The organism is Cyanobacterium sp. IPPAS B-1200, assembly GCF_001747005.2.
Lineage (GTDB): Bacteria > Cyanobacteriota > Cyanobacteriia > Cyanobacteriales > Cyanobacteriaceae > Cyanobacterium.
The window spans coordinates 1,419,802-1,433,546 of sequence record NZ_CP182899.1 but is presented as its reverse complement, the minus strand read 5'-3'; the positions used below and the strand labels follow the sequence as shown (position 1 = coordinate 1,433,546).

Sequence of the window (13,745 nt, the reverse complement as noted above, 5' to 3'; positions counted from 1 at the left end):
AAGATTTTTGCAAAAGACTATAATAGGTAACGGTTTAAATTTTCCTACATATACCATGTTCCTTAAAAAAGGTTTTGTTATCTATTCTTGGTTACTATTATTGTTAACTATATCTTCCGTTTCTAGCCCTGTTTTTGCCCAAAGCAGGAGGGCTAATCCCATCAATAACAATGTCAGGGATGAATTGTTGCCAAGAAGAAATAATTTAACTCAGGAGGAGAGACAAGCCCTCACCATCGCCTTGGAGGAGTTGAATCAGTCGGCACAAAGTCAATGGGAATTGGGTAATGAGGATGAGGCGTTTGAGATTTGGTATCGTCAAATTAGGCTAAGTCGCTTTTTGGGGGTAAGGGAAGAAGTTGAAATCATTGCTGAGGTTGGTGCGTTAGCTTGGCAGAGGGGTAGGGGTGATGATGTTAATTTTTTGAGTGAGAGATTATCTGCTTTACAGTCTCAAAATACTACTAATAATCGGGTTAATCCTCAGCTTTTATCTTATTTTTTGGAAGCCTATGAAGGTTTGAGGGATGTTGATAAGTCGGCATTGTTGAGAAAACAGTTATTGGAAGTTGCCCGAGAGCAAAATAATCGGGAGGAAATAATAAGTAATTTGGAGGCTTTGGGTAGTTTATATTTAAGCAAGTTTGATTATTTAAATGCACAGCCTATTTATGAGGAGTTGTTGGTTTTTGCTCAGGAAGATAGAAATTTTTTGGCGGAGTCTAATTACCTGAGAAGGTTATCTCAAATTAATGGGGCGATGTTACTCCCTGAAAATACTGTGGAATATAATAAGCAGTTGATTGCGAATCATGTCCGCAATAATAATTTGAGGGCTGTAGCGTTAGTTGAAATTTCCACGGGGGATAATTACCGGTTGTTGGATAATCCAGAGGAGGCGGCAAATTTTTATCAGGAGGCTTTTAATACGGCATGGGCGCAAGGACAATTTGCGATCGCCAGTGAAGCCCTCAAAAGATTAGGAAATCTATATCAAGAATATGAACAATTAGATTCGGCCTTAGTTGTTTATAATGAACTAATAAAATTGCAACAACAGGCTTATGATTATTTTGGATTAATGGGAACCCATGAGCAAATAGGGATAATTCATCAACAAAAACAAAATATTGCCGAGGCGAGAAACTCTTTTACGAGGGCTTTACAAATCGCCCAAGAAATTAACCACCGACAAGACTATTATCAAGATTTGCTGTCTCAATTGTAATTTTTTATAAAAAAGAGCTAAATGCCAGGTTTACAAACATTGTAATCTTCATGGGATACCACTGCTTCGGGGGCTACAAAACTCCCACAGTCTCGACAAATTAAACGGTAATGCCTAGTTACGGGAATACTAATAATGAATCTATTATGTCTTAATCTTTTTCCCCTAAAGTGAGTGTAACTGGTTTTATTTTGTAGTTTTTTGATAATATCTCTAGCTTTTAAAACAACATTTTTCGGCAAAGAAGTTAGGTCAATGGGATCATGGTGAAAGCTCTGTCGCCAAGCATTTTTTGCCCTTCTTTTTTCTTCCCATATAGACTCTTGCTGGGCGCATCTATGACATTTACTACCGTATCCTACATGGCCACAAGCAAATTTTTTCTTTCTCCGAGACATTGCTTTTCTCCTGATTACATAACAACTTTAATTAATTATCAAAACAGAGATCAATGGCTAATTAAATTATTAACTTTAAAAATAAATAAAGCAACTATTGTTATTAGCTAATACTGGATATAGAAAAATAAAAACTAACTATTTATATCAGTTATTTTTAACTAAAAAATATGCTGATTCTACAACTATCCCTTTGGAAAACGTTTAAAAACAATTATTCTTATTAATTTGTTTTACATTTCTCAAGTTTTAATTTCTATAGGAGAATTTGACCAGAAAAATCACCACAAATTGATAAAAACTATGACTTTTAACATAATTTTCTTCGGTCGATGCTGTTTTAATTTTGATTGTTATTTTTTTTAGTTATGTTAACTAATATGATCTTTATTGATGGTTCTAATGTTTCCAGAATAGCTTGTAACTGGAAAACCTTAAAGGCTCTAATTTAGCATTGATCCCCACTTTTTTTTAGCATACTAGAATGAACGACGAACAGACAATTATTGTTGCGAATTATTAAAATTTTGATTAACAAAAGTTAACAAAAAAGAGGATAAATGAAAATTAATTATGTAAGTCCTGAAAAAATAACCTCAAAATTCCTATTTAATTCTCAAAATAGTTAAAAACGAACAAAAATCGATGACACTGAAGATTTTATCCTGAACTGAGTTGATTCTGATATAATCAGACATTGTCAATGGATGGTCAATTTAGAATATGCGTTTATCTCAGATGTTATGGGTTACTTTACGAGAAGACCCTGCAGAAGCTGAAATCCCTAGTCATAAGTTATTATTGAGGGCTGGTTTTATCCGCCGTATCGGTAGCGGTGTTTATGCTTATATGCCTTTAATGTGGCGTGTATTACAAAAAGTTTCCCAGATAGTCCGAGAAGAAATGAACGCTACAGGGGCGCTAGAGTGTTTGTTGCCCCAGATTCAACCAGCAGAGTTGTGGCAGGAGTCGGGGCGTTGGGATACCTACACCAAGGCTGAAGGTATTATGTTTTCTTTAGTAGATAGGCAAAAAAGGGAGTTGGGTTTAGGTCCTACCCATGAAGAGGTGATAACGGCGATCGCCCGTGATATGATCAAGTCTTATCGTCAGTTACCCCAACACCTATACCAAATTCAAACTAAGTTTAGGGATGAAATCCGCCCCCGTTTTGGGTTAATGCGTGGTAGGGAGTTTATTATGAAAGATGGTTATTCTTTCCATACTAGCCCTGAATCTTTGAAGAAAACCTATGCAGACATGGATAAGGCTTACCGTAATATTTTAACCCGTTGCGGACTCAGTTTTAGACCTGTGGAGGCTGATTCTGGTGCCATTGGGGGTTCAGGCTCTCAAGAATTTATGGTTTTGGCGGATGCAGGGGAAGATGAGATTTTATACACCGAAGATGGTACATATGCGGCTAACGTGGAAAAGGCGGTTTCTTTACCTGCGGATGTGGTAGCTTCTCCTTTTAGTAGTTTTGAAAAAAAGGAAACTCCTAATACGGAAACCATCGCCAAGGTAAGTGAGTTTCTAAAATGTTCTCCTACTAACATTGTTAAAAATGTTCTTTATCAAGCTGTTTATGATTCAGGAAAAACAATTTTAATTTTAGTGAATATAAGAGGGGATCAAGATGTTAATGAAGTTAAGTTAAATAATGAATTGGTAAAGTTAGCCCCTTATTATGATGCTAAAACCATCATTAGTTTAACGGTTCCTGATCAAAATGCCCAACAAAAATGGGCTAGTAAACCTTTACCCTTGGGTTATATTGCCCCTGATTTAAGTGATGATTATATTGCGAAATCGGCACAGGTAGAAGGTAGTTTCTTGCGTTTAGCCGATGAAACCGTGAAGGATTTAGAAAACTTCGTCACGGGTAGTAATGAAACGGGTTATCACGTAGTGGGTGCTAATTGGGGCAAGGAGTTTACTTTACCTAAATTGGTGGTGGATGTGCGTAAAGCTATGGTAGGCGATCGCACCTTACATGATCCTACCCAAGTGCTACAAACCGCCAGAGGTATCGAGGTAGGGCATATCTTCCAACTGGGGACAAAATATTCTGAAGCCATGGGCGCCACCTACACCAGTGAGGCAGGAAAAGAAGAACCTTTTGTGATGGGATGTTATGGTATTGGGGTATCTCGTCTTGCTCAGGCAGCGGTAGAGCAATCCTATGATAAAGATGGTATCATCTGGCCAAGGGCGATCGCACCTTATCAAGCCATTGTTATCATTCCCAACGTCAGTGACGAACAACAAGTAAAAGCGGCAGAGCAAATATATAACGACCTTAACCAAGCTGGTATTGATACCCTTTTAGATGACCGTAACGAAAGGGCGGGGGTAAAATTCAAAGATGCTGATTTAGTGGGTATTCCCTATCGGGTTGTTACAGGGCGCTCTCTCAAAGACGGTAAAGTAGAATTTGTGAAACGTGCCACCAAAGAAGCCCAAGACATTGCCATCGAGGATGTAGTTCAAACTATCCTTAACGATTAAATAGTTTTTTCCCTCTCCCTTAGGGAGAGGGGCGAGAGTATTAGGTTATAAAACCCCAAATTACTGTTCTTAGACAGTAAAAGCTATTAAGCAAAAAGACTATTAATAGAATTATTGGCATTGCTTAATCATGGTATGAAGCATAATTGAATGACGCTAAAAATTAAGACACCAAAATATTATCACCGCTCTCTGTTCCCTGCCTAAATGAGAAATTATATCTAAAATCAGCAACACCTTAAATTAAGCAAGACTATCAATTATTTAACTGTGGTTTTTGGTTAAGATAAAAGAGGTATCACTATTAAATAATCTTTGCTGAATGTCGATCGCACCTATTTACGGAAATCTACAAGGAATCAAGCCCAATCAACTCAAACAATTACAAAGATTATACCAACAAAGGATCAGGAGCGATCGCCTCACAACCTCCGAATTTGCCGAAAGAATTGCCTCCATAAGCAGTGATCTCAAACAAGCGGTATGTGTCTATTTAAATCGCCGTGGACAGGTGATCAGGGTAGGTGTCGGAACCCCCCGTCAAACCCAAATTCCCCCCCTAGAATTACCCCGTTATGGGGCGCAGAGACTATCAGGCATTCGGTGTCTGAGTACCTCCATCAAGCCCATTCCCCCCAGTGAAGCTAGTTTAACCGCCATGGCAAGACAAAGGTTAGATGCTCTTTTGGTGTTTACCCTCACGGGGCAAGGGGTACAAAGAAAAGGGGGCGGTGCATCAGGATTTATCAAAGATGCTTATTTAGCCCACCTCATTCCAGCCCAAGATACTCAAACCTATTGGGAAGTGTCCCCTGCTCAAGAGATAGAGGCGATCGCCCAGCAGGACTTTCTTACCCTAGTGGACGGTTTAGAAGAAGAGTTTAGCAGGGAATTTGTTGCCCAAGAAGTGGATGACTCCCAAGAACGAGTATTATTAGTAGGGCTAATGACAGAGCGCATAACACCCCAAAAATTTGACGACAGTTTGCAAGAATTACAAAGACTGGTGGAAAGTGCAGGGGGAAAAGTATTGGCTACCCTCGAACAAAAAAGAAGTCAACCCCACCCTCAAACCTTGGTGGGAGCGGGTAAAGTGGAAGAAATTGCCCTGCAAGTGCAGAGTATGGGAGCCAATTTAGTCGCCTTTGATCGAGATTTATCCCCCTCCCAAGCCCGGAACCTCGAAACCCAATTTGGGGTAAAAGTAGTCGATCGCACTGAGGTAATATTAGATATATTTGCCCAGAGAGCGCAATCACGGGCAGGGAAATTACAAGTAGAACTAGCCCAACTAGAGTATATGCTACCCCGTCTTAAAGGAAGAGGAAGGGCTATGTCAAGGTTAGGGGGCGGTATCGGTACAAGGGGGCCGGGGGAAACCAAGCTAGAGACAGAAAGAAGGGCAATTCAGAAACGTATTACTCGCCTCCAACAGGAAGTTAATCAACTCCAAAGCCATCGCGCCCGTATGCGCCAACAAAGACAACATGAAGAAATACCCACCGTGGCCATCGTGGGTTATACCAATGCAGGGAAATCAACCCTGATAAATGCCCTTACTAACGCTGAAGTATATACCGCTGATCAACTTTTTGCAACTCTTGACCCCACCACCCGCCGATTAACCATCACAAACCAAAATACAGGGGAATCCAATATTATTTTATTAACCGATACCGTGGGCTTCATCCATGAGTTACCCCCCTCCTTGGTTGATTCCTTTCGGGCAACTCTAGAAGAAGTTACCGAAGCGGATGCTCTCCTCCATGTGGTCGATTTATCTCACCCTGCTTGGCAAAGTCATATTGAATCGGTAAAAAATATCTTGGGAGAGATGCCCCTTGCCCCTGCGGAGGAATTGATTGCTTTTAATAAAATTGATCAAGCGGATATTGAACATTTAGAATTAGCTAAACAAGAGTATCCCACCGCTGTTTTTATCTCGGCAAAAGAACGTATTGGTTTTGATAATTTGCGATCGCGCTTAATGGGTAGTGCTGATTACTAACGATAGTAAACTAAACATTGCAAGAAACTTAGGCCACTGATAAATACCCTTGATTTTTTATGATTGTTGAGCTAGTTTCATTTAAGTTCCATTAACAACACAATATAGATTATGGATATTACAACTCAGTCTGTTACTCTTGGTGGTGAAGATATTAATATTCCTGCTTTTTTGGCTACTCCCGAAGATGAGGGAATTTATCCTGGGGTGATAGTAGTACAAGAAATTTTTGGGGTAAATGATCACATTCGGGATGTTACTTCAAGAATAGCGGCGGAGGGTTATGTGGCGATCAGGCGTAGCCTGCCACTTCGTGATCGCCCCTAGCATCTATCAACGCATTGCCCCCGATTTTGAAACGGGTTACACCCCTGAAGATGTGAAAATTGGTAGGGAATACAAAAATCAGACCAAAGCATCGGAATTACTAAAAGACATTCAAACCGCCATTAACTATCTTTATACCCTGCCCAATGTGAAAAAAACGGGAGTCGGCGCCATGGGTTTTTGTTTTGGGGGTCATGTCACATATTTAACCGCCACCCTTGAAGATATAAAAGCCACTGCATCTTATTATGGGGCTGGAATTGCGAATTGGTGTCCGGGGGAGTGTGATCCGACTATTACCCGCACCAAGGACATAAAAGGGGCTATAAACTGCTATTTTGGCATGGATGATACTAGCATTCCTCCCGAACAGGTAGATCAAATCGAAAAAGAATTACAAAAGTACGACATAACCCATAAAGTATTTCGTTATCAAGGGGCAGAGCATGGATTTAATTGCGATCGCCGTTCATCTTACCAAAAAGTCGGCGTAAAGCCCCTGGCTTTAGACATGGGGGTGCGACTCGTTCTAGTCAAAGTTTAGGTAAATAACCGAAACGTAAGCTAGGCAAGGTTTACATTATGTACCTTGACAACTTTATACTCATGGAGATGTAAGTTCTCCCCTCTAGTTGATGGAGTGAAAGCATAGTCCACAGCGACCTGGTGTTTGGTAAACCACACGCTGAAGCTGGATTAAAAGATGGTAACTCGAAGCCTAAACGGGAATCCCATCGAGCAAAAAGACCATGACTACGCAAGTAATCTTCGTTTGAACCGTCGTGAATGAAAATTAGCCAAATAAGGCTGACAGGCTAGACTAAAAAGTGTTACCTAATGCACCAGCAGGCTCCCCATCCTGAACTGGAATCAACAGCAAAGAGTCGGTGGATAGAAGAAGTCTAAAGTCTGTAAATATGAGTATAAGGAACGAGGAAACCCTCATTATCTCTCCTTCGGGAGTAGTAACCAGCGCAAGGTAATGAGGAGTAGGATTCGCTAAGAAGCAAATGCCCAACTGTAATGGTAGGGATAGGCTGACGTAGCGACTTTGATAACCAATGAATAGTCTCAAGTAGCTTAAATTATGACAACGTGTAACACGATTGATAAAACTGAAAATTGGAACTCTATCGACTGGCGAAAAGTAGAGAGAGAGGTTTTCCGTTTGCAAAAAAGAATATTCAAAGCAAGTCAAAATGGTAATGTTAAGTTAGTCCGCAAATTGCAAAAGTTGTTAACCAACTCTTATTATGCGAAACTCTTAGGCATCAGAAAGATAACTCAAGACAATTCAGGCAAAAAGACTGCTGGAGTGGATGGAATCAAATCCTTAACACCAAAGCAACGTCTGGAGATGGTCAATAACCTGAAGCTGAAAGGTAAATCAAAACCTACTCGTAGGGTATGGATACCTAAAGCCAATGGAGAACAAAGACCTCTTGGGATTCCGTGTATGGCAGAGAGAGTTAAACAAGGGTTAGTTAAACTAGCACTTGAACCGCAATGGGAAGCCAAATTTGAACCAAATAGTTATGGTTTCAGACCAGCAAAATCGGCACACGATGCAATAGAGGCGATATTTCTATCTATTAGAAACCAGCCGAAATTTGTATTGGACGCTGACATAGCAAAATGTTTTGACCAAATAAATCATGATGAATTACTGAATAGAATCCAAACCCACCCACTATTAAGACGTGAAATAAAAGCATGGCTGAAAAGTGGAGTTTTGGACGAAGGATTTTTACTACCAGCTAACAAAGGCACACCACAGGGAGGTGTAATTTCCCCATTGTTAGCAAACATAGCCTTGCACGGTATGGAAGAAGAAGTGAAAACCTACGCCAGAACATGGAAAGGAATCAAAGAGAAGAATGCGAGAAGTATATCTCTAATAAGATATGCCGATGACTTCGTAATCCTACACAAAGATGAAGAGGTTATTCTCAAATGTAAGGAAATCATTGAAAATTGGTTAAAACCACTGGATTTAGAATTAAAACCAAGCAAAACCCGCATCTCCCACACATATTGCGAGTATGAAGGAAACACGGGATTTGACTTCCTCGGATTTAATATCCGTCAATACGAAGTAGGTAAAACTCACACTGGAAAAAACGGTCAGAGTCTCCCTCTTGGATTCAAAACCATCATAAAACCATCAAAAGATAAAATCAAAAAGCACATCCAAAAGATTGGAGATGTCATTAGGAAACATAAAGCATCACCACAAGTAGCGCTAATCAAAGAGCTTAATCCCATCATTAGAGGTTGGGCAAACTATTATCGCTCGGTATGTAGTAAGGAAACTTATGACAAATGTGACCACCTTATGTATAAACAGTTAAAAAGATGGGCTGAAAGAAGACACCCGAATAAGTCCAAGTCATGGGTAGCTAATAGATATTGGCACACTTATGGCAATAAAAACTGGGTGTTTTCGACCAGAGATGGAGATGGATTCAAACTTCTAAATCATAGCGAGATTGAAATCAAACGCCATGTCAAAGTCAAAGGTGACAAATCACCCTACGATGGAGACTGGATTTATTGGACAACAAGAGTAGGCAAACACCCAGAGGTCTCGACTAGAGTGACTAACTTACTTAATAAGCAAAAAGGTATATGTACAGTATGCGGACTTAATTTTAAAGATGGAGACAAACTAGAAGTTGACCATATTACTCCCAAAGCCCTTGGCGGAAAGGATGAATATAAAAACCTACAGTTACTTCATAAACATTGCCATGATAAAAAGACAACCAGAGATGGAAGTCTGAGTTGTGTCCATGACAAGGAGGTTATTAGAGAGGAGCGGAGTGAAGGGAAACTTTCACGCTCCGTTCTGAAGACGAGTCAGAATGGTGACATTCTGGCTTAGTTTAACAGTATGTCAAAATGAAACTGTAGCACGAGAAGCATGGCAAGAAACCCTTAACCTATTTCAACAGACGTTGTAGTACGCCCATAACGTCTGTAACACAAAAAAAGATGCTGATTAAGCAGAATTAGCATTTATGATTGATAGGGTAGTAGAAAAAAACCGAACAAAGAAAATTATGGCAATATCACTACAAAAAGGACAAAGAGTTTCCCTCGATAAAGTAGCCCCAGGATTAACAGCAGGATTTATTGGCTTGGGGTGGGATACCAATGTAACCGATACGGGCAAAGATTTTGACCTAGATGCTTCCGTATTTTTACTCAATGATCAAGAAAAATTAATATCCGATAATCACTTTATCTTTTATAATAATTTGACCAGTCCAGATCCTGCTAAATCTGTCAAACATATGGGAGATAACCTCACGGGAGAAGGAGAAGGAGATGACGAGGTAATCATCGTTGATTTAAGGAAAGTACCTGAAGATGTGCAAAGAATTGTTGTCACTGTTACCATCCATGAAGCCGATAAAAGAGGACAAAATTTTGGACAGGTGCGTAATGCTTTTGTAAGACTGGTAGATGTGGCTACCAAGGAAGAAGTTTTACGTTACGACTTGGAAGAAGATTTTTCTGTGGAAACAGCACTTATTATGGCGGAGTTGTATCGCAAAGATGGAGAGTGGCGTATGAATGCCGTTGGCGCTGGTTATCAGGGTGGTTTACAAGCCTTACTCAATCGTTATGTGTAGATAATCCAAGGACAATTGACCATTAAAATTTACTCGTTAATTGTCCATGCCCATTGCCTGTTTTTTATTCCTCACCCTAACCATTTCAAAGGGTAGTATCGAAACTTAAATTGTGAATTGTTTTATGTTTGTAGTACACAGTATATGCTATAATAAGATCCTTATAGAAGGAATCTTTTAGGTAAACGACACAAATGTTATTCGATACTCAAGAACAGGCAATCGAAACGTCAATTAGTGACAGCAATAAATCAAGTAATCATGTAGAAAATCAATCTAGTACCATCAAGGTGGTCAAAAGAAGTGGCCGTTTAGCAGATTTAGATATAAGCAAAATCAGGAATGTAGTTAACTGGGCTTGTGCTGATAAAGATGTAAATGCGATCGCCCTTGAGGCTGGATTGAAAACCCGTATCCGTTACGGCATCAGCACGAGGGAAATCCAAGATAATTTGGTCAACTGCGCCCTAGAAATGTGTAATATTGATGAACCTGATTGGCGTTATGTTGCTGGGCGTTTATCGATGTGGAGTCTATGGAAAGAGATTCTTGTAAGTCGTGGCTACAATTATGGAAACTATGCCAAAACTGTCCAATCTTTTGTGGATGCTGGGAAATATGACGATCGCATCTTAGTCTATTCAGCGGAAGAATTAGAAACCGCTAACGGTTGGATTAACCCCGATTGGGATTTGGACTATGACTATGCAGGTACAGTATTACTCACTTCCCGTTATTTGTTACCCGATGAATTACCCCAAGAAGCCTTTTTAACTTGTTCTTTATTACTAGCAAGTCAAGAAGCACCAGAGAATCGCTTAACCTATGCCAAAAAGTTTTATGAGGCGATCGCCTCTCGCCGTATTTCCCTTGCTACACCGATTTTAGCTAATTTGAGAGTCCCCAACGGCTCCCTCACCAGCTGTTTTATTATCAGCATGGAAGACAACCTCGAAAGCATTTATCGAGAAATCACCAATACCGCCCGTATTTCCAAAAATGGCGGTGGTGTGGGGGTAAATGTATCCCGCATTAGAGCCACAGGCAGCGCCGTCATGGGCAAAAAAAATGCCTCTGGGGGGGTTATTCCTTGGGTAAAACTTTTGAATGATACTGCCATCGCCGTCAACCAAGGGGGTAGAAGAGCAGGGGCTGTTACCGTTGGTTTAGACATTTGGCATTTGGATGTACCCGAATTCCTTGAAATGCAGACAGAAAATGGAGATCAACGCCGTAAAGCCTATGATGTATTTCCCCAATTAGTAATCACCGATGAATTTATGCGTCGGGTGAAAGCCAAGGAGTCATGGACATTGGTTGATCCCCTCGAAGTTAGGGAAAAATTAGGCTATGATTTACCTGTAATGTGGGGTCAAGAGTTTGAAAAAGCCTATCAAGACATTGAAGCCAATCTTGATACCGTTATTAAACTGCATAAGCAGATAAATGCTAGGGAATTATTTAAGCATATCATGCGATCGCAAGTGGAAACAGGGATGCCCTATCTTGCCTTCAAAGATACTATAAATAAAGCCAATCCTAACAAACATGATGGCTATATTCCAGGTGTAAACCTTTGTGTGGCAGGAGAAACAAAAATATTAACCGATATGGGGCAAATGGCGATCGCCGACTTGGTAGGCGAAAAAGTTAATATTTGGAATGGCTCGGAATGGTCAAACGTTTTAATAAAGAAAACAGGGGAAAATCAGCCTTTATTAAAAGTTAATTTTTCCAACGGTGAATCCCTCGAATGTACTTATTACCATAAATTCCACATTCAAGAAAACTACAAAGGAAAAGTCAAAATTGTTGATGCAAAAGACTTACAAGAAGGAGACAAACTTATTAAATATCGTCTTCCTTTGGTACAGTCAGCATACGATGTAGAATTTCCCTATGCCTACACCTCTGGATTTTTTAGTGGTGATGGTAGCCACGATGGCATGGGCAAACCAGAAATAGATTTATACGGAAACAAAAAAGAATTATTACCTTTTATTAATGTTCGTAATAAATATTATGGAGGTAGTTCTAAAAACGGAAATTGGCGAGTTGAACGAGATCAATTAGCCATCTATGATGACGTTAATCACGATAGAATCGTCTGTAAACTTCCCTTAGATATTCCTCAGAAGTTTAGTGTCCCTGTCAATGGTTATACCATCAAATCCCGTTTAGAATGGTTAGCTGGGTTATTAGATGCTGATGGTACAGTAGCCAGAAATGGTGACAATGAATCCTTACAGATTGCTTCTACTCATAAAAAATTCCTCCTAGATATTCGCCTAATGCTACAAACCTTAGGGGTTGATTCTAAAATAGTCAAAATGGCGGACATGGGTTTTCAATCTCTTCCTGATGGAAAAGGAGAATATCGGGACTATCTTTGTCAAGCAAAATATCGTTTATTGATTTCCTCTAACGGTTTATTCCAGTTAGGACAATTGGGGTTAAAAACTAATCGTTTACAATGGACATTAAGAGAGCCTCAAAGGGAAGCAACTCAGTTTATCCGTGTGGAAAAAATAGAATTAACCTGTCGTTATGATGATACTTATTGTTTTAACGAGCCTTTACGCCATCTAGGGATGTTTAACGGTATCCTAACAGGGCAATGCACCGAGAGCTTCAGCAATGTAACATCTGGGGAATACGCTCACTGTTGTAACCTCGTATCCCTTAACCTTGCTAACCTTGAGCAAGAAGAATTAGACGAAGTTTGCACCCTGGCGGTTAGAATTCTTGACAATACCATCGATATTACTAACCCTCCCTTTGCCGATGCCAAAAAGCACAATAACCGTTATCGCACCATTGGGGTAGGCGCCATGGGTTTAGCGGATTGGTTAGCCAAAAAAGAATTACGTTACAACAACCTTCAAGAAATTAGTAACCTATTTGAGGATATGGGTTTCTACTGTACCCAAGCATCCATGAAACTCGCCCAAGAAAGGGGTGCTTTTGATGCTTTTGATGGTAGTGATTGGAGTAAGGGTTTATTAATTGGCTCAAAACCTGTGGCATGGTTCAAGGAAAATGCCTATAAACCTGAGCGTTGGCAGACTTTAGCCGATGACATTCAAAAGTATGGTATCCGTAATTCCCACGTAACGGCGATCGCCCCTAATACCTCATCTAGTTTGGTACAAGGTTGTACTGCCAGTATTTTACCCGTTTATAGCCGTTTCTTTTATGACAAATGGGCAAAAGGTACTGTACCCATTGCCCCCCCCTATATCAGCGATAAAATCTGGTTTTACCAAGAAAATAAAAACCTAGACCAAACCATGGTGGTTAAAGCCACAGGAGTAATACAACAATGGATAGATACAGGTATTTCTATGGAGTTGTTATTTAACCTCAATGAGGGAGTATATCACCCCCATGAGCCTGAAAGAGCCTTAAAAGCCAAAGATATATTTAATACTCTCATCATGGCATGGGAGGAAGGTTGTAAAGCAGTCTATTACGTCCGTATAGTCCAAAAAGATAACTTCAAGGATGAATGCACCGCCTGTGCAAACTAATTTTTGTATTTAACCCTCTCTACTATGAGAGGGTTTTTTTGCTTCACTATTACTATTCTCAAAAAAAAATCCCCTACCAAGAGGGGATAAAACTAAAAGATTGTA

At 39.9% G+C, this 13,745-nt stretch carries 7 protein-coding genes and 1 pseudogene; 7 read left to right on the top strand and 1 reads right to left on the bottom strand.

The window, feature by feature from the left end:
* Positions 1-55 precede the first annotated feature (55 nt).
* Positions 56-1,228 (top strand): hypothetical protein, encoded by a 1,173-nt coding sequence (locus A5482_RS06590; protein ID WP_069790160.1) that lies wholly within the window; start codon positions 56-58, stop codon positions 1,226-1,228.
* A 17-nt stretch (positions 1,229-1,245) separates the two neighbouring features.
* Here A5482_RS06590 and A5482_RS06585 read toward each other — a convergent pair whose 3' ends face one another.
* On the bottom strand, positions 1,246-1,626 hold the full coding sequence (locus A5482_RS06585; protein WP_069790159.1) for a DUF7682 family zinc-binding protein: 381 nt from the start codon (positions 1,624-1,626) through the stop codon (positions 1,246-1,248).
* A 723-nt stretch (positions 1,627-2,349) separates the two neighbouring features.
* Here A5482_RS06585 and proS point away from each other — a divergent pair.
* From proS to A5482_RS06555, 6 genes and pseudogenes are all read left to right on the top strand, one after another.
* Positions 2,350-4,137, top strand: coding sequence for a proline--tRNA ligase (gene proS / locus A5482_RS06580; RefSeq protein WP_069790158.1), 1,788 nt, complete (start codon positions 2,350-2,352; stop codon positions 4,135-4,137).
* A gap of 322 nt (positions 4,138-4,459) precedes the next feature.
* Entirely contained in the window at positions 4,460-6,145 is a 1,686-nt protein-coding gene (hflX, locus tag A5482_RS06575) for a GTPase HflX (protein ID WP_069790157.1), read from the top strand.
* A gap of 111 nt (positions 6,146-6,256) precedes the next feature.
* Positions 6,257-7,016: pseudogene (locus tag A5482_RS06570) on the top strand (dienelactone hydrolase family protein).
* Positions 7,017-7,559: 543 nt separating this feature from the next.
* Entirely contained in the window at positions 7,560-9,356 is a 1,797-nt protein-coding gene (ltrA, locus tag A5482_RS06565) for a group II intron reverse transcriptase/maturase (RefSeq protein WP_069791837.1), read from the top strand.
* Positions 9,357-9,534: 178 nt separating this feature from the next.
* Positions 9,535-10,110 (top strand): TerD family protein, encoded by a 576-nt coding sequence (locus tag A5482_RS06560; protein WP_069791923.1) that lies wholly within the window; start codon positions 9,535-9,537, stop codon positions 10,108-10,110.
* 194 nt (positions 10,111-10,304) lie between these two features.
* Positions 10,305-13,640: a ribonucleotide reductase N-terminal alpha domain-containing protein gene (locus tag A5482_RS06555; protein ID WP_446684828.1), complete on the top strand. Its 3,336-nt coding sequence runs from the start codon at positions 10,305-10,307 to the stop codon at positions 13,638-13,640.
* The last annotated feature ends 105 nt before the right edge of the window (positions 13,641-13,745 follow it).

Bases quoted from the DNA above. Each gene is read 5' to 3' on its own strand.
- A5482_RS06590 (WP_069790160.1), top strand. From the start codon at position 56: ATGTTCCTTAAAAAAGGTTTTGTTATCTATTCTTGGTTACTATTATTG.
- A5482_RS06585 (WP_069790159.1), bottom strand. From the start codon at position 1,626: ATGTCTCGGAGAAAGAAAAAATTTGCTTGTGGCCATGTAGGATACGGT.
- proS (WP_069790158.1), top strand. From the start codon at position 2,350: ATGCGTTTATCTCAGATGTTATGGGTTACTTTACGAGAAGACCCTGCA.
- hflX (WP_069790157.1), top strand. From the start codon at position 4,460: ATGTCGATCGCACCTATTTACGGAAATCTACAAGGAATCAAGCCCAAT.
- ltrA (WP_069791837.1), top strand. From the start codon at position 7,560: ATGACAACGTGTAACACGATTGATAAAACTGAAAATTGGAACTCTATC.
- A5482_RS06560 (WP_069791923.1), top strand. From the start codon at position 9,535: ATGGCAATATCACTACAAAAAGGACAAAGAGTTTCCCTCGATAAAGTA.
- A5482_RS06555 (WP_446684828.1), top strand. From the start codon at position 10,305: ATGTTATTCGATACTCAAGAACAGGCAATCGAAACGTCAATTAGTGAC.